18 protein-coding genes and 1 tRNA gene are annotated in these 16,857 nt (G+C 64.6%); 9 read left to right on the top strand and 10 right to left on the bottom strand.

The annotated features are described in order from the left end of the window. Positions 1 to 210: 210 nt before the first annotated feature. Genes C451_RS11750 through C451_RS11740 form a run of 3 tightly spaced genes read left to right on the top strand, consistent with a single transcriptional unit; the run spans position 211 to position 2,555 of the window. A complete protein-coding gene (locus tag C451_RS11750; protein WP_007740815.1) occupies positions 211 to 486 on the top strand; it encodes a hypothetical protein in 276 nt (91 codons plus the stop codon). Continuing rightward, positions 486 to 1,547 carry a DUF4350 domain-containing protein gene (locus tag C451_RS11745; protein ID WP_007740814.1) on the top strand — a complete coding sequence of 354 codons (1,062 nt, stop codon included), beginning with the start codon at positions 486 to 488 and terminating at the stop codon, positions 1,545 to 1,547. The genes C451_RS11750 and C451_RS11745 overlap by 1 nt, the downstream gene beginning before the upstream one ends. A gap of 6 nt (positions 1,548 to 1,553) precedes the next feature. Continuing rightward, a complete protein-coding gene (locus C451_RS11740) occupies positions 1,554 to 2,555 on the top strand; it encodes an AAA family ATPase (protein WP_007740813.1) in 1,002 nt (333 codons plus the stop codon). Here the strand turns inward: C451_RS11740 and C451_RS11735 are convergent. Beyond that, positions 2,552 to 3,460, bottom strand: coding sequence for a hypothetical protein (locus C451_RS11735; protein ID WP_007740812.1), 909 nt, complete (start codon positions 3,458 to 3,460; stop codon positions 2,552 to 2,554). The two genes, C451_RS11740 and C451_RS11735, sit on opposite strands and share 4 nt — an antisense overlap. Next, positions 3,457 to 3,942, bottom strand: a complete 486-nt coding sequence (locus tag C451_RS11730; RefSeq protein ID WP_007740810.1) for a hypothetical protein — start codon at positions 3,940 to 3,942, stop codon at positions 3,457 to 3,459. Before C451_RS11730 ends, C451_RS11735 begins: the two co-directional genes overlap by 4 nt. A gap of 244 nt (positions 3,943 to 4,186) precedes the next feature. On the opposite strand from C451_RS11730, the gene C451_RS11725 reads away from it, so the two are divergent. Beyond that, positions 4,187 to 4,375 (top strand): DUF7472 family protein, encoded by a 189-nt coding sequence (locus C451_RS11725; protein ID WP_004051043.1) that lies wholly within the window; start codon positions 4,187 to 4,189, stop codon positions 4,373 to 4,375. Here C451_RS11725 and priL read toward each other — a convergent pair whose 3' ends face one another. Further along, positions 4,376 to 5,449, bottom strand: coding sequence for a DNA primase regulatory subunit PriL (gene priL, locus C451_RS11720; RefSeq protein ID WP_007740803.1), 1,074 nt, complete (start codon positions 5,447 to 5,449; stop codon positions 4,376 to 4,378). It lies immediately after the preceding gene. 69 nt (positions 5,450 to 5,518) lie between these two features. Here priL and C451_RS11715 point away from each other — a divergent pair, with 69 nt between their 5' ends. Continuing rightward, entirely contained in the window at positions 5,519 to 6,175 is a 657-nt protein-coding gene (locus tag C451_RS11715) for a protein sorting system archaetidylserine decarboxylase (protein WP_007740802.1), read from the top strand. 118 nt (positions 6,176 to 6,293) lie between these two features. On the opposite strand, the gene C451_RS21100 is transcribed toward C451_RS11715, so the two are convergent. Together C451_RS21100 and C451_RS11705 are read right to left on the bottom strand one after the other, a co-directional pair. Continuing rightward, positions 6,294 to 6,482, bottom strand: a complete 189-nt coding sequence (locus tag C451_RS21100) for a hypothetical protein (protein WP_007740800.1) — start codon at positions 6,480 to 6,482, stop codon at positions 6,294 to 6,296. Positions 6,483 to 6,541: 59 nt separating this feature from the next. Continuing rightward, complete coding sequence (locus tag C451_RS11705; protein WP_007740799.1) at positions 6,542 to 7,816, bottom strand: RNA-guided endonuclease InsQ/TnpB family protein; 1,275 nt, start codon at positions 7,814 to 7,816, stop codon at positions 6,542 to 6,544. Between the two features lie 270 nt (positions 7,817 to 8,086). On the opposite strand from C451_RS11705, the gene C451_RS11700 reads away from it, so the two are divergent. After that, positions 8,087 to 8,160 (top strand) — tRNA-Met (locus C451_RS11700). Between the two features lie 193 nt (positions 8,161 to 8,353). After that, the gene (locus C451_RS11695) at positions 8,354 to 9,658 is read left to right on the top strand and encodes an O-acetylhomoserine aminocarboxypropyltransferase/cysteine synthase family protein (RefSeq protein WP_007740797.1); all 1,305 of its coding nucleotides are present in this window, start codon (positions 8,354 to 8,356) and stop codon (positions 9,656 to 9,658) included. A gap of 23 nt (positions 9,659 to 9,681) precedes the next feature. On the opposite strand, the gene C451_RS11690 is transcribed toward C451_RS11695, so the two are convergent. Next, positions 9,682 to 10,032 carry a hypothetical protein gene (locus C451_RS11690; protein WP_007740796.1) on the bottom strand — a complete coding sequence of 117 codons (351 nt, stop codon included), beginning with the start codon at positions 10,030 to 10,032 and terminating at the stop codon, positions 9,682 to 9,684. Positions 10,033 to 10,231: 199 nt separating this feature from the next. Here C451_RS11690 and C451_RS11685 point away from each other — a divergent pair, with 199 nt between their 5' ends. Continuing rightward, positions 10,232 to 11,656: a PAS domain S-box protein gene (locus C451_RS11685; RefSeq protein ID WP_080503538.1), complete on the top strand. Its 1,425-nt coding sequence runs from the start codon at positions 10,232 to 10,234 to the stop codon at positions 11,654 to 11,656. After that, the gene (locus C451_RS11680; RefSeq protein WP_080503537.1) at positions 11,656 to 13,299 is read left to right on the top strand and encodes a bacterio-opsin activator domain-containing protein; all 1,644 of its coding nucleotides are present in this window, start codon (positions 11,656 to 11,658) and stop codon (positions 13,297 to 13,299) included. The genes C451_RS11685 and C451_RS11680 overlap by 1 nt, the downstream gene beginning before the upstream one ends. A 43-nt stretch (positions 13,300 to 13,342) precedes the next feature. Here C451_RS11680 and C451_RS11675 read toward each other — a convergent pair whose 3' ends face one another. The 4 genes from C451_RS11675 to C451_RS11660 form a co-directional block, all read right to left on the bottom strand. Beyond that, positions 13,343 to 14,062, bottom strand: a complete 720-nt coding sequence (locus C451_RS11675) for an ABC transporter ATP-binding protein (protein WP_007740791.1) — start codon at positions 14,060 to 14,062, stop codon at positions 13,343 to 13,345. Between the two features lie 199 nt (positions 14,063 to 14,261). After that, a complete protein-coding gene (locus C451_RS11670) occupies positions 14,262 to 15,413 on the bottom strand; it encodes a site-2 protease family protein (protein ID WP_007740789.1) in 1,152 nt (383 codons plus the stop codon). Between the two features lie 112 nt (positions 15,414 to 15,525). Then, positions 15,526 to 15,771, bottom strand: a complete 246-nt coding sequence (locus tag C451_RS11665; RefSeq protein WP_007740787.1) for a DUF7123 family protein — start codon at positions 15,769 to 15,771, stop codon at positions 15,526 to 15,528. Positions 15,772 to 16,030: 259 nt separating this feature from the next. After that, positions 16,031 to 16,852 carry a molybdopterin synthase gene (locus tag C451_RS11660; RefSeq protein ID WP_007740784.1) on the bottom strand — a complete coding sequence of 274 codons (822 nt, stop codon included), beginning with the start codon at positions 16,850 to 16,852 and terminating at the stop codon, positions 16,031 to 16,033. Positions 16,853 to 16,857: the final 5 nt, after the last annotated feature.

The raw sequence follows: 16,857 nt of genomic DNA, 5'->3' as shown, positions 1-16,857 counted from the left end.
AGGAATATAGGACTTTGGGGAATCCCTATATTGCCGAAGTATGGTTGATCATGTTCAAATCCGATAAAATTGGTTTCACGAACTCTTCGATGGTTCCGGAAGACCTCGTTTGTAGAGCCCTCAAAACGAGTGGCAGGTGGGCGAGCGAGATCGCCACAGCGACGCGGGGAGACCTGCGCGTTTTTAGTGATGGGCACACATCGGAAGCGTATGGCGACCCGTCGACGGCAACGGTTCATCTACGCGCAGACGGCCTGGATGCTCGCGGCCGTCGTCGGGTTATCACTGCTCGGGGCGCTCTCGCTGGAGCTGTTCTTCGTCGTCTCGCTCATCGGCTTCCTGATCGTCGTCGAGCTCACAGCGCCGTTCTCGGTGACGCCCGAGTGGCGCTCGCGACTGCGATGGATCGTGCTCGTCGGACTGGCCGGCTTCGCCTATATCGTCGTCCGCCGGGTGCTCGCGATCCTGCCGGAGGGTGTTCTCTGATGGGGCTGCGAGACCGTCTCGACGTCGGCTATCCACAGCTCGTGCTCGTGGCACTCACCGTCGTCACGGTCGTCGGGCTCGTGCTCGCGGCGAGCACGTCGAGCGTCGCGTTCGGTTCGTACAACGACGCGTGGGACGGGGCCTCCGAACTCCGCGAGCAAGCACAGGCGGCGGGTGCCGACAGCGAGATCGTTCGAGATACGGACCGATACGCGAATGCCTCCGCGAAGGGAACGGTGGCGGTCGTCCTCTCGCCCGAAAGTGGCTACGGACCGCGTGAGACCGATCGGCTCCGGACGTTCGTCCGCAACGGCGGCACACTGTTGGTGGCCGAGGACTTCGGTCAGCACGCGAACCCCCTCCTGGAGGCGGTCGGCGCGCAAGCGCGCGTGAGCGGCCAATTGTTGCGCGACGAGCAGTACAACTATCAGTCGACGGCGCTGCCGATCGCCCGTAACGTCTCGAACGCGTCGCTGTTGACCGGCGTCGACGGACTCACACTCAATCACGGCTCGCCCGTCAGTCCGAACGGCGCGACGGTGCTCGCGAGCACGTCGGACGTGGCATACGTCGACAGCGATCGCGACGGCGAACTCGGCGACGGCGAGGAAATCGGTACGAAACCGGTCGCGACGAGCGAGGCGGTCGGCGACGGACGCGTGCTCGTCGTCGGCGATCCGAGCCTGTTCATCAACGCGATGGTCGAGCGCTCGGGCAATCAGGCGTTCGTCCGGTCGGTGTTCGGCGCTCACGAGCGCGTGCTGCTGGACTATTCGCATGCGGGCGGCCTGCCACCGCTGTCGGTCGCGCTGTTGGTCGTCAGGGACGCCCCGCTGCTCCAGATCCTGGTCGGAGCGCTCGGGATCGGTGCCATCGCGCTGTTCGTGCGCCGCCCGAGCATCGTCGGGCGGCTCACCGATCGCGTCGGCCGCGCCGAGGAATCGTCACTGACCGCACGGCCCGAGGCGCTGGCGGCGTTCGTGCGTGAGCGCCATCCCGACTGGGACGACGAGCGGACCGAGCGCGTCATACAAGGGATTATGGCCCGTCGGGATGAGTAACGGACGATGACTGCCCCCGAGGAGCTCTACGAGACGCTGAGCGCGGAGATCGACGCGGTGCTCATCGGCAAGGAGGAGCTGGTCGAGGGGCTGACGATCGCCGCGTTGACCCGGGGCCACGTGCTGCTCGAAGGCGTCCCCGGTGTGGCGAAGACGACGCTCGCACGGCTGTTCGCCCGCGCGAGCGGGCTCGAACACACCCGCGTCCAGATGACCCCCGACGTGCTGCCCGCGGACGTCACCGGCACGCACGTCTACCGCGAGCCGACCGGCGAGTTCGAGCTCCAGCGCGGACCGGTGTTCGCGAACCTCGTGATCGCCGACGAGATCAATCGGGCGACGCCGAAAACTCAGAGCGCGCTGCTGGAGGCGATGCAGGAACGACAGGTCACGATCGGCGGCGAGACGCTCTCGCTGCCGGAGCCGTTCATGCTCGTCGCGACCCAGAACCCCATCGAGATGGAAGGCACCTTCGAGCTGCCGGAGGCCCAGCGTGACCGCTTCCAGCTCAAGCTCACGGCCGACCTGCCCGACCGCGACGAAGGCCGGCGACTGCTCGATCGCTTCGACGACGATCCCGATCTCGATCCCGGGGCGATCGAGCGGGTTGCCACCGCCGACGAACTGCTCGACGCACGCGCGGCCGTCACCGAGGTGTACGTCGACGATTCCGTAAAGGAGTACGTGCTCGATATCGTGGCCGCGACCCGTGAGAACCCGAACGTCGAGTACGGCGCGTCGCCGCGGGCCACACTTGCCTTCCTCGACGCGGCGAAAGCCCGTGCAGCCATCCACGGTCGCGACTACGTCATCCCCGACGACGTGAAGGCGCTGCTCGAACCGGTGCTCGTCCACCGCCTGGTGTTGAGCACCGATGCATCACTCGGCGATGTCTCGACCACGGACGTGCTGGCGGAGATCGAGAGCGGCGTCGAGCCGCCGGGCGGCGATCAGACCCCGGCGACGCAAACGGCGGTCCACGACGGTGGCTCACCCGACGACCGTTAAGCGTCGTCCCACGAACACGTCACGAGGAAGTCGGCACGGTCGCCGTCGGCCGCCGTCGTTTCGACGGCCACCGCACGATCCAACCCGGCCGCGAACCCGACGCCGAGAAACGAGGCCACGGGATGGTCGATCCGGTCGATCGCGCCGTAGGCGCTGCCGTCGATGGCGACGGTGATCTGGCCCTCGTCGTAGTCGGGCGTCGCGCTCCGTGCCAACTCGAACTGCTCGACGAGCCCGTCGGCGAGCTGTGCGGCGAGCGCGTCCGGTTCGTCGGCGAGCGAACCCGACAGCGTGCGGTGGAACTCGGCGAACAGCGGGCCGCCGCTCGGATGGAGGGCAACGCCACGCTCGGCCTCGTCGTCGGCGACGACGAACACCGAATCGAGCGCCGACGGCGAAGGGAGATCGTACTCCGACTGCTGGGGGACGAACAGCCGGATCGAGACGCCGTTCGGCGTGTCGGGCCCGGGGAGATAGAGCCGCTCGTCCTGGAGTCCGAGTTCGGCCACGAGCGCCGCCTCGGTCGCCGCGAGCGAGCCGTAGATCCCCTCCCCGACCGACGCCGAGATGAACTGTTCGGGGGTGAGATAGCGGGTCAGCGCGGCCGCGAACAGGCCGGTGCCGCCGAGCGCGAAGAGCACGGTTCGAGAGTCGGGCAGAGCCACACCGCCGAGCGTCGCGAGCAGGCCGACTGCAGCCAGCGCGAGCGCCGTCCGTCGGTACTGCGTCCGGCGCGCTCGGGCGTACTCCTCGCGGAGACGCTGGTTTTCCTCCCGAAGCACGTCGATCTGCGCGGCGAGTTCGGAGCTTTCGGTCGATCGCTCGTCTCCCAATTGGAGTGGTTCCGCGTCGGTCGCCCCCTCGTCCGCGTCGGTGGCTCGGTCCCGTGATTCGCTCTCGCTCATGTGGGTTCCACCAACCCCAGCGTCACGCGTTCGTAGCGGTGGATCCCGTAGGCGAGGAAGGCGGTGGCGACGACGAGCGCGCCCGCGGCGAGCCAGACCGCCTGACTCGATCGGAGGGTGAGCCAGCCGATCGCCCCGATGGCGAGTCCGGCCAGCAGCGACGCGACGAGCAGCCGTCCCGGATCGTGATGGTCGACGGCAGGGCTGCAAAGCACTCCGAGCAGCCCGATCTCGGCGATCACGAGAATCGCGAGCGTGCCGCCGGGCGGAACGAGCGCGACGAGGACGACCTGCCCGAGCGCGAAGGCCGCCGTCGTCGAGGCGAAAAGAAGGGTGCCGCCGACGGCGACGATCACGAGAACCGCCAGCGGGCCGACCGCCACGCCGACCGCGAGCGTCGCAACGAGCGTGCCGAACACGGCAAGCGCTCTGGAAAGGCGGGAGGCGGGCGCAGCGTTCGGTTCGTCGGTAGAGACACTCATGATGAAATCGAGGACGCCATCGGGACTAGAAACCGCCGTTCATAGGGAGGAGTCGCCACAGGACGGTTTATCTTTTATCCTTCATCGCGCTGTCGAAACGGACCCTCCTCGATGTCGCTTCGGTGTTCGTCCGTTCGTGTCGGCGATGCTCGCTCGAGGAATCGTTGGAGGCGGTCGAAGGGAGCGATGCACACGGCCGTGCGGGCTTCGAAGCGCTTTTCTCGCGGCCGGCGAAGGAACGGGTATGGAACGGGAGACGTTCGTCGAAGCCGCGGTCTCCATCGCAGCCGTCGTGCTGTTTCTCGTCGCTATCGTGGCCGTAGGTCTCCTCTATCCGAACCTCTCCGGTGTGGGACCGCTCGCGCTCATCGGCTCGATCGTCTTCTTCGTCGTCGTGATGAGCGCGGCGGGCTACTGGCTCGCCGGTCAGTAATCAGGCGTCAGCATCGGCTTCGTTCTCGCCCTCGTCGTCGCGCCAGTCGGTGAGTTCCTCGTCGGCGTCGTCGAGCGCCTGTTCGTAGTACGCCATCGGGTGCGAGATCGTCTCGCAGCGATCGTCCATGTTGACACAGTCGCCGTAGGACTGCATCGTCGCACACGACGGCGGCGAGTACTCCGTCGGGCTGGTCTCGCCGCGGATATGGTCGGTCTGGTAACGGGTCATCTCCTCGCCGAAGCCGGGATTCACCATGTAGAGATCGATGATCTCGTCGGTGCTCATCCCGATCGAGGCGAGAAACGAGGTGATGGCGAACCGGGAGTGATGAGGGAGATGCTCACCCTTCTGGACCGAATCGAGCAGCGCCTTCATACAGGGCGGGAACCGGTCGGGCACGACGGTGTCGATCTCGCGCGTGAGATCGAGTTCGGCGAGACGTTCCCGGATCTCTTCGACGGTCGATTCGAGCGCATCGGCGATCCCGTCCGGAACCGAAAGCGGCAGTCCCTCCGCGACACGCCGCTCGATCGCCTTCCGGAGGAGTTCGTCGAGATCGGTCGCCGAGATGGACACCGCCCCATCCGAGAGCGCGCGGTTGACGAGCCGCCACTCCTCGCCGCGCATGTCGGCCGCCAGCGGGAGATAGGCCCCGACGGCGACCCGGTAGCCGTCGCCGTCGGTGTGGACGTCCGTGGCGAGATCGAACTCCGCGAGGAGCTCCTCGCTGGTCAGTCGTTCGGTGCGAGCGCTTTTCAGTTCGTGACGGTTCTCGGCGTCGGCGAGGCGGTCGTGGGCCGTCGCGGCCTCGGCACGGGCGTATTTCCGCGTGAGGACGTGTTCGTCGACGAGCGAGACGAGCACGCGCGCGAGCGGGTAGGAGAGCAGTTCGATGCGCGTGTCACGGCTGGGTTCGCCGACGGTGCCGTCGTCGAGCGCGCGTTCGACCCGTTCGCTCGCGCGCTCGCGCACCCGCTCGTCGGCGGCGAGCGACTGGAGGTCGAACTCCGCGTTCCCGACGGCACGGCGCGCATCGTCGAGAAACGGGTAGCGAGCGTGACGGCGCTCCATTCGGCGTGCCTACTGGAGCCGGTCGAATAAACCCGGTGGTCGGGGCATATCGGAAGACACACTTACGGGATGGGAATAGCGGTGAGCGTGCGATTCGCGCCCCATGCGTGGCGATACGCCACGCCCGCGTTCGCCCTCGCACCACTGGCGGCGCTGCTGTCGCCGGTCGCGGGTGCCGTGGCGGCCGTGGCGGGGCTGTTCGCGCTCGTCTTCCATCGCGATCCCGACCGTGAGACACCGGAGAGGGGGATCGTCGCGCCGGCCGACGGTCGCGTGTCGGTCGTGCGCCGCGAGGGCGAGCGACTGCGCGTCGGGATCTACATGGGCGTCACGGACGTCCACGTCAACCGTGCGCCGCTGGCCGGCACCGTCGAGGCGGTGACACACTCGCCGGGGGCGAACCGGCCGGCCTTTTCGAAGGACTCGGATCGCAACGAGAAGGTCGAGATCGACTGCGGCGCGTTTTCAGTGATTCAGATCGCCGGCGCGTTCGCCCGGCGCATCCATCCGACCGTCGAACCCGGCACACGGGTCGAGCGCGGCGAGCGCATCGGTCACATCAGTTTCGGAAGCCGCGTGGACGTGCTCTTTCCACCCGCAATCGACCGCGGGGATCTCGCCGTCGAGTTGAATGAAACTGTTCGTGCGGGCGAGACGGTGCTGGCCGGCGGTGCGGGGCGGGGCGGGCGCGGTGTGGAACGCTCGTCTCTGCGCGAGCGGGCGTGAGATGTGATCGACAGGAAACTTCGACAGGAATCGGTGAACGTGGGCGAAAACGAGCGTTCTGACTGCTGGTGGAGCGGAAGGAGGTAGTCACACAAACGAAACGGTGGCGAAAAAGGAACTACGCGGCATCGTCAGTGGTTGTCGGAACGAGCTCGGCTGCACCGCAGTCCGGACATCGATCGTGGTGTACAGCGAACTGAGCCCCACACTCACGACACCGGTAGTCCGCGTTCTCCGCCGCAGCGGCGTCCACGTCCTGTTTGAACTGCTCGACCCGCCGCCCGAGCTCCCGAAACATATCGCCCATGTCATGTTTGACATCCTCCCCGCCCTAAAGGGCGAGGATTCCCGACCGCAGTTGGGATATTAGGGTTCGCGGGTCGCCTGTTCACGCGGGAGGAACCCTCCTCGCGTTTTGTCGAACAGACGAACCACAGGCTGTGCCAACCAGCCGTTACTCCTATCCACCGCGTTGATGGATTCGGAGGTACTTTTCTGCCGGATGTTCTCGGCCCCGTTCGTGTCGGCGTTCGCAATCAATCCGCACTCGTCGCAAACGTACAACCCACGCTCAACGCGCTGGCTGTCCGCTTTCGTTCCACAGACCGAGCAGGTTTTCGACGTATCTCGTTCGGACACCGTTTCGACGGCGATGCCCTGCATCTCCGCCTTGTAGGTGAGCATCGTCGTGAAGCGGTCGAACGCCCACCCGTGCAGATCGAGGTTGCCGTGCTTGCCCCAATCGACGGGTTCGCCGTTCTCGTCTTCGCGGACGCCGCCGAGATCGCCGACGAACACCGTACCGACACCGCGTTCGGCGCACCGTTCCACGATCTCTTTCGAGAGCGTGTGGAAGAAGTGCGTCCGGCGGTCAGTTCGCTTTTGGTCGAGTCGGCGGGCTTCGCGGGAGAACGAGTCGTCGCACTTCGCGCGCTCTTTGGCGAAGTAGTAGTCGTCCTCTTTGAGCGACCCACCGGGGTAGAGCAACGACTCGTCGCCGAACGAGACGGCGGCGACGTTGCAGATCCCGAGGTCCACACCCGCCGTGCGGTCGCCGGGTGGTTCGGCCACTTCGACTGGGACTTTGCACACGATGTGGAGCCGCCAGACACTGTGTTCGTACACGGCTCGAACCTGTTGGACGTTCTCGACGGTCGTTCCTCGTGGGCCGATAACGTCGTATTCGCAGAGGATGAAGTCGCCCCATCCGTCTTTGAGGTTCGATCCCTTCGAGAGCCGAATCCGGTCGTTCTCGGCATCGTGCTTGAAGCCTTTCTGCTTGAACGTGACTGTCGAACGCGGGTGTTCGTCACCGTTCTTGCGATAGCCGGGCGGGTTCGCTTTCGTGTTCCCGTTGCCCCGATGCCCGTACCACGCCGTGAACGCCTCACCGAGTTCGGCGAGAACTCGTTGACTGGACTGCGAATGCAGATCCGCGTAGCGTTCGTGGCCTTTGAGGTACTTTTGCAGGTCGAAGGTGCTGGGAATCTGGCCGCAAGCGTCCCAAACGCGGCCCACGGTGTAGCGGGCGACGTTCCAGAGCTTGCTGGCGGCGAACCCAAGCGAATCGAGGTCGTCACGCACTTGCGAGTGGTTCCGAACCCTCGCTCGATAAGTGCGCGTGACCGTCGATTTCGCCATACGTAACCTATGGCAGCGAAATAACCTAAGCGTTCCGGTGGAATATCCAGACGGCCACCGCCGCGTTGCTGGTGAGTTCGGCCATCCACGGGGAAGCTTACGGCGCGTATCCCCGCCCTAAAGAGCGAGGCTTTGCGCCTGTGTTTCACATTACGTGTAAGGGGACAGAGCGTGATAACCGTTCGCCGATTGCGAGTGAGAGCCATCACGGTCGATCGGTGCACGCGTCGTGGTCGGAATCTTTACCCCGCCGCGAAGCGTGCATCGGATAGCGGGATGGGATAGCCAGACATTCCGGCGGGTTCATATCCCGCAGATCGGTGGTTCAAATCCACCTCCCGCTATCACGCGCTTCTCACGGATTTCGAGCAGTGCTGCGATCGTCGTCAGATTCAGTTCCGAGAGATCGCTGTCGCTGTGATCGTCGGGAGGTCTGCGTACTGGTCGTGTGGGGAGGAGCCCAATATGCCGTCATCGTCGTCGGCAACGTTGGCCTCCAAACACACCATCATGACGACCGTCTTGGTTGAGACGTGTATGAGCGATAATACAGACGACCGCTCCCTTGCGACGGACTCGGTTCATGCCGGTCAGGAACCCGACCCCGCAACGGGTTCCCGCGCACCACCGATCTACCAGACCAGCTCCTACGTCTTCGACGACGCCGAGGACGCCGCCGCACAGTTCTCGCTCGAAGAGCCGGGCTACATCTACTCCCGGTTGATGAATCCGACGCTCGAAACGTTGCAGGATCGCCTTGCGACGCTCGAAAGCGGTGTCGGAGCCGCCGTCACCGCCTCCGGGATGGCCGCACTCGATCTCACCACGTTCCTCCTCGCGTCCGCGGGCGACAACATCGTCACCGGCTCGTCGCTGTACGGCGGTACGTACACCTACTTCACGCACTCGGTCGAACGGCGAGGGATCACCACCCGGTTCGTCGATCCGCTCGATGACGAGGCATACGCCGACGCGATCGACGAGGATACCGCCTACGTCCATTTCGAGACGATCGGGAATCCCGCGCTCGATACGCCGGATATCCAGCGCGTGGCGGATATCGCGCACGATCACGGCGTCCCGCTGCTCGTGGACAACACGTTCGCCACGCCCGCGCTCTGTCGCCCGATCGAACACGGTGCCGATCTCGTGTGGAACTCGACGACGAAGTGGCTCCACGGCTCGGGAACGACCGTCGGCGGTGTCGTCGTCGACGGGGGGACGTTCCCGTGGGCCGAGCACGCCGAGAAATATCCCGAACTCGCGCAGGACAACCCTGCCTACCACGGCGTCAACTTCGTGGAGACGTTCGGCGAGGAGGCGTTCACCTACGCTGCGATCGCCCGTGGAATGCGCGATCTGGGCAACCAGCAGGCGCCGTTCGACGCGTGGCAGACGTTGCAGGGGATCGAGACGCTGCCACTGCGAATGGAGCGCCACAGCGAGAACGCGCTCGCCGTCGCGGAGTGGCTACAGGAGCACGACGACGTCTCGTGGGTCAACTACCCGGGGCTTGCCGACCACCCGACGCATCAAACGGCGAGCGAGTATCTGGACGGTGGCTATGGCGGGATGATCACCTTCGGCGTCGCGGGTGGATACGAGGCTGCGCGAACGACCGTCGAATCGACGGAGCTCGCGAGTATGCTCGCCAACGTCGGTGACGCGAAGACGTTGATCCTCCATCCGGCCAGCACCACGCACCAGCAGCTTACCGACGACGAACGGGACGCCTCCGGCGTCACCGACGATCTCGTGCGTCTCTCGGTCGGCATCGAGGAGCCGGCCCGGATCATCGCGGATCTGGAGATGGCGATCGAGTCCGCAACCACTGCGAACTGACCGGTAGGGTCGACTGTCGGTCGCTACTGCTCCGGTGGCACGTCTTGATCGTCGGGGTTGTTCGTGATGACGTCCACGATCTGCTGACTTCTCGATGGGCCGGTGGCTTCTTCGGCCGGCCGTTGAGAGCTTCGAATGCCCTGCTCTACGGCATCGGCGATTATTTTGTATCCAAACCCGAGCAGACCGGCGTAGATCACCAACCCGCCGATGGCACCAACGATCGCGCCGATGATAGTAAGAAACAGACTATCCGTGAGGAATAGCTCGACACCGATCTCGATGATGATGCCGCCGATCAGGAACAGCACGATGAAGTAGCCAAGCAAGTAGGCACCATACCGGACGCCTTCGCGGAGGTTCACTGCAACCATGGGATGTGTTGTTAGCCAATTACACTTAATTGTGTGGGCAGTCCGTGCAGGACAGATCGCCATGTGTCTTTCTCGTCTTCGTCGCGATCAGCGAGGATAGCTGGAGAGAATAGCAGTTGTGAGATCGCTCCGATATCCGATCGTCAAAAACACCGGCGCTAACGATGTAGTGTTGCGGAAAAGATTGATACATGTTGACATGGTTTCTGTAGCCATGAGCGATCAGGCGCACGGGCCCGTCGAATGGCGGGAGTTCGGGGCCGCGTCGATCGACGGGGTGGGTGTGCTCGACGGCGACGAGTACGTCTACACCAATCGTCCGTTCGCCGACGTGTACGGCTACGAGGATCCCGACGAACTCGTCGGAACGACGTGGCAGGACCGCTACGATCCCGACGAGTGCACGCGCATCGCAAGCGAGGTGCTGCCGCAGGTCCACGAGGAAGGCCACTGGCGTGGCGAAACTGTCGGCCGACGTCGCGACGGTGAAACGATCCCGCTGGAGCTATCGCTCAGAGCGACCGAGAACGAACTGGTCGTCTGTATCGTCCGCGACGCCGCGAATCCGGACCGGCAAGAACGGGATCACCGACGGAGCAACGACCGGGACCGCGGGCTGGCCACAGCCGATTCGGTCCCGATCTGGATCGTCACGGCCGAGCGGGAGATCGCCTACTGCAATCCGGCTGCCGCCGCAGTCCTCGGCGTTGACGATCCCGATGCGGTGCTCGGTCGGACGCCAACGGCGTTCATCCACGAGGACGACCGTGCGCAAGCCCGCCGACGTTTCCAGCAGGTCATCGGAGGACGGGAAGCAGCCGAGCCGTTCGAAGGACGGCTGATCGGACTGGACGACGGACGGAGCGTCGAGTTGACGATAAACCCCGTACGCTACGAGGACGAACCGGCGGCACAGGTCGTCATCGACGACGGCGCGCACGAGCGCACGAACGGAGTGCTCGAAGACGAGCAGCGATTCACGCGGACCGTCATCGACGCGCTGGAGGACGTGCTCTACATCGTCGACGAGAACGACGACATGGTACAGTGGAACGATCGGCTGAACGAGCGCCTCGGATACACCGACGAGGAGATCGCGAGGATGGGTCTGTCCGACTTACTCACCGAGGCGGATCGCAACAGTCTCCCGGAGACGGGATTCCACGTGGACGATCGTCCAGACCGGACGAGGGAGCTCGATTTGGAGACTGCCGAGGGCGAGGCGATCCCCCACGAACTTCGGGGCGTGACCGACATCGACGAGCCGTCCGGCGAGCGCTATCGCGTCGGTATCGCCCGGGATATCACCGAGCGTCGGCGGCGACAGCACGAACGCGAGCGCTACGAGACCATCATCGAGACCGTCAAGGACGGGGTCTACATTCTCGACGACGATCTGCGATTTTCGTTCGTCAACGACGCACTCTGCGAGACGTTCGGACGCTCGCGCGAGGAGCTCCTCGGAACGTCCGCCATCGAGTTCTTCGTCCACGACGACGAGCGTGCCCTGTCTCTTATACACATCNCTCGCGCCATCAGAGATGTGTATAAGAGACAGACCTCGAAGCACGATACCGTCCCTATCCCGACCCCGACGGCGAATACCGGGGCAGCGTCGGCGTAATCCGTGATATCACCGAACGCAAGGAGCGCGAACAGGAGCTCCGTGCCGCCCGGCGGTTCAACGAAGAGCTGGTCGAGAACGCGCCGTTCGGAATGTTCCGACTCGACGAGGAGCTCCGGATCACGTACGAGAACCCGCGTGCGGAGGAGATCATCGGGCTCCCCGACGAGATGCCGTCGTCGGATGCGATCGGGGTGCCGTTCCACGAGCTTCCATCGGTCGTCGAGACCGGCCAGGCGGAGCAGTTCACGCGGCTGCAGGACGGCGAGACCGTCGAGTTCGAGTTCCCGTTCGAGTCGATCTACGACAAAGAGGCGTACTTCACCGGGCGAAGCGTTCCGCTGTATCGGGACGACGGGTTCGACGGAGCGATCCTGATGGCGACCGATATCTCCGAGCGGCGACGACAGGAGCGGGAACTCGAACACCAACGCGACGAACTCGAAACGCTCAACCGCATCAACGATCTCCTCCTGGAGATCACTCGGGAGCTGCTCGGACGATCGACGCGCGAGCAGATCGAGCATACCGTCTGCGATCGATTGGCCGCCTCGGAGCTGTACCAGTTCGCATGGATCGGCGAGCCCGAAACCGATGGCGATCGACTCACTGCCCGGACGAGTGCCGGCGTCGACGATGGCTACGTCGAAGCGATCACGGTCACGGCCGACGGGACAGAGACGGGGCAGGGCCCCAGCGGGCGGGCGCTCCGGACAGGGGAGGTGCAGGTCAGTCAAAACATCCGCACGGATCCGGCGTTCGAGCCGTGGCGCGAGGCCGCACTCGACCGCGATATCCAGTCGGCCGCCGCGATCCCGCTGCTCCACGGAGGGACGGCGTATGGCTGCTTAGCGGTGTACACAACGCGGCCACTGGGCTTCAGCCAGCGCGAACAGCGCGCGTTCGAACTGCTCGGCGAGGCCGTCGGGTTCGCGATCCACGCCATCGAGACCCGACGGCTGCTGTTCGCCGACGCGGTACTCGAACTCGAATTTCGGATCAGTGATTCGGAGCAGTTCCTGATTCGCCACTCCGAACGCTTCGAGTGTGAACTGTCGGTATCGGGATACGTCGCCACCAAATCCGGCGGGTGGTTGCTCTACGTCGACGTTCAGGGAGTGTCGCCTACGGAGGTGCGCGAGGCGGCCTCGGGGCTCGACGACCTCGAACACGTCCGGGTCGTGCGTGACGGCGGCGATGGAGGGCTGTTGGAGTATCGGTTCGCCGAATCGTCGCTGTTGGGAACGCTCACGGAGGCCGGCGTCAAACTCGGTTCCGCCGACGTGGACGCGGGGACCGGTCGACTCGTCGTCGAAGCACCGCAGGACGCGGCCGTCCGGAACCTGATCGATCGCATCCGCGACGTCGCTCCGACCGCGACGCTGCTCGCCCAGCGTGAGCGAGATCGATCGGCCGTGGAGTTCGACGTCCCCGGCGGGCCGATCGAGAAACTCACCGACCGCCAGCGCGAGGCGCTCGAAACCGCCTATCACGCCGGCTACTTCGAGTGGCCACGCGAGAGTACCGCCACGGAGGTCGCCGAGAGTATGGGGATCGCTGCACCGACGCTCAACAGACACTTCCGGCGGGCACAACACAAGCTCCTGAGCGCGTTCTTCGACTCCATGGACGACACGGCATAGCGGCCTGGATCGTCCTGTCGAGTCGAAACGGACAGAAGGTCAACTACACCGAATGATCCCGCCACCACGCCAGATTCGGGTTCGTGCGTATCGTATCACGGAGGGTGGCAGGGGTCACAACCATCAGCACCCGTCCATCCTTCATCAAACCGATACGATCACAGAGCGCCTCGGCTTGGTCGAGACGGTGGGTAGTGAGAACTACTGTCGTGCCGTGATCGAGCTCTTCGCGAACGATATCGTGCGCCTCTTCGACACCGGTTGGTTCGAGCTCGCTGAACGGCTCATCGAGGATGAGCAGGTCTGGATCACCGACGAGTGCCATCCCGAGTGCGAGACGCTGAGCCAGTGCCGAGGAGTATTCGCCGGCCGGTCGAGCAGCCACCTCGGGATCGATACCCACCCGATCGAGTATCGCATCCGGTGACTCGTCGGCGTCTTTCGAGGCGATAGCGAACTCGATATGCTCGATCCCGGACATTCCGGAGTGATGAGTGTAGTCGTCCCCCAGAATGCCGATACGCTCGTGGAGTGTCGGAGACTCGATCCGGGAGTCATGTCCGAGCACCGTCGCGGTGCCGATGGACGGCTGCAGGTGATCGAGCAGAATATCGACGACGGTCGATTTGCCGGCACCGTTCGGACCGAGCAGTCCGAATATCTCGTTTTCGGTGATCGTGAGATCGATGTCGCTGATGGCGATGGTCTCGCCGAACTGCTTGGTCAGTCCCTCGGTTCGTATTACGGTATCGTTTGTCGCCATTGTAGCGTTGTTCGTATGCGTGATGTCGTCGTTTCCTACGACCGAGCGCTCTCGTTGCCACGGCCGTCGATGATGTGCCGCTGCAGTATCACGCATCGTATCGTTCGACAAGAATCCCGACGCTAGTCCTGTAGTGTACGGGACGTCGCGCCGTCCAACGAAGCGGGATACGATTGCTGCTGTCCGACAGAACGAGGTTCTAGAGCGCGAGTTCGAACGGGACGGGTGTGAAACAGAGGATTCCGAGTCCAAAGGTAACGAGCCCCAAGAGAACGCGTTTTGTATCGAGCGCGTCGTCGTAGATCGGCGTCGCGGGGCCGGCGTAGGCAAAGGCCATCGTGAACACGCCCCAGAACACCCAGAGGAAGACGGCGTTGAAGGCGGCGTGCTGGACGTAGTAGAGGTAGGCCGCGAGCGCGAACAGCGCGGCGGGGACGAGCGCGCCGACGGTCGCCTGTCGCTCGCCGACCATCGCGCGGACGAGGTGGCCGCCGTCGAGCTGGCCGACGGGGATCAGATTGAGGAAGGTGACGAACATGCCGACCCAGCCGGCGAAGACGACCGGATTGACTGTCATGCCGGCGGGATAGTCGATCGGCTGGCCGGTGAGATCGGCGAGCCACTGCACGAGCAGGGGGTAGTTGAACTCGATCGGGATGGCCGGTGTGGGGACCGGCGGAAGACCGAGGCCGACGAGCGTGACGACGCAGGCAACGACGAGCCCGGCCAACGGCCCGGCGACGCCGATGTCGAAGAGGGTCTTGCGCGACGGCATCCGCCCGCGCATGCTGATGACTGCGCCCATCGTACCGATGACGTTGGGCAGCGGGATGAAGTAGGGGAGGCTCGCGTCGACGCCGTGATACCGGCTCAGGGCGTAGTGGCCGAGTTCGTGCACGCCGAGGATCGAGAGCACCGCGAGCGCGAACGGCCAGCCGGCGAGAACGGCCATCGGATCGACGAGGGCGTCGCCGACGGTGTCGATGGTACCGTACCAGCGCGCGCCGGCGACGAGCGTCGAGAGCACGGTGAGCAGCGCGAAGGCGACGTTCGTCCACGGGATCCCGTCGATGCCGGTCGAGTGCGGCGTGGCGACGAGGACGTGTCTCGTCCGATCGATCTCGATACCGGTGAACGGGTCTTCTTCCGAATTGGATTCGCTCGTCAGTCTGACCTCGTAGCCCTGGTCGCGAAACAGCGGCCAGAGACGTCGTTCGAGCCGACGACTGTCGACAAGCGGCTCGCCGTAATATCGGAGCTGGCCGCCGTCCACATCCGTCTCGGTCACGCGAAAGAGTCCGGCGAACGCCTCGGCCGGCGGCCCGTCGGCCGGCGGGTCGCTGTCAGCCATCGACGTGGATACGCAGCGAACGGGGATAAACGTACAGACCGTTTCGGGCGGGAGCGCCAGCGAGGAGCGGGTCGTCAGGGACAGGGCGACGAGAGGCCAGCGAGCGCCGACGTCAGGCCGGCGCGACGCGCCAGGTCGTCGCGCTGGTGTACGACCACGGCTCGATCTCCAGATCGCTCGCCGAGTCGGCGAGTTTGTGCATCAATGCACCGATCTCCTTCGGCGAGAGACCGACCTCGTCGGCGATGAACTTGCTCTTGAAGTAGAGCTCGCCGTCGGCCGCGTTGCGTTCGAGATATGCCTTCAGTCGCTGCTCTTTGGTGGTCGCGTCGACACCGGCGGGCTGAGTCGTACTCATTGTGACCTCACTCGGTCATACCATCCCTATGTATTATAGCCGACAGATGCTTCGGATGAATTCGGTGTGCTTCACTCTCGTCGATGTCATCGACGACGTTTCACGACGCTTCTAGATTCGTTTAGACGTTTCATCCGGCACGCAGAACCCATCGATCGGGGTATCTGACCAGCTGTCGGCGGACGAGAACGTTGCGTGCTGAACCGTAATTTCTACGTTTTACTAGTCGAAATAATTCTTCGGCGCGGAGACGGGTCGCTCACGCGCGGTCGTGGACCCAGAACTGCTCGTCGCTCGTGCGTTCCTTCTTGAATATCGGAACCTCGTCTTTGAGCCGGTCGATACCGTCCTCGACGGTCGAAAACGCCTCGCGGCGGTGGCCCGCGAGCACGACGACGAAGACGATGTCCTCGCCGGCCTCGATCCGTCCGACTCGGTGGTGGGTGAGCACCTCGTGGACGCCCTCGCGCGCTTCGAGTTCGGTCTCGATGGCGTGCAGTCGCTCGTCGGCGACCTCGCGATAGGTCTCGAATTCGAGCGCTTCGGTCGGGTCGTCGTCGGGGGCGTCCTTCACGCGCACGCGCCCGGTGAAGGTAGCGATCGCGCCCGCACGGTCGGCGTTCGGTGATCGCTTCACGTCCTGGACGAGCGAGTCGAGCGTCACGCGCGGTTCGAGATCGTCGATCACCGTACAGAGCCTATCGAGATCGATCTCGTCGGCGTCGGGAGCCGTCACGAGCTCCGGACCGGCGTGCTCGCGCCCGCCGAGAACGACGGTCGGCAGCCCGTGGCTCGAAAACCCCTCGACGAGCGCGTAGTCGTGGTCGGGCACCAGACCGTCGAGGAGATCGGGGAGCGAACGGTCCTCGCCGGTGGCGAACCAGCCGTCGTCGCTCAGGCCGTAGGTGACGCACGCGCCGGCCGCGCGGTGACGGGCAGTGTCCTTGCCTTCGGTGTCGATCGTGGGTGCGTGATCGAGGTGTTTGATCGTGGCGACGCTACCGTCCAGTCGGTCGGCGAGGCGTTCGACGAGCGTCGTCTTTCCGGTATCGGAGGGGCCGACGACGGCGATAGCTTTCATACGAG

The sequence above is a fragment of the Halococcus thailandensis JCM 13552 genome, from assembly GCF_000336715.1.
Taxonomy (GTDB): domain Archaea; phylum Halobacteriota; class Halobacteria; order Halobacteriales; family Halococcaceae; genus Halococcus; species Halococcus thailandensis.
The sequence above is the reverse complement of the archived record's forward strand: the minus strand, read 5'-3'. Positions and strand labels throughout refer to the sequence as shown.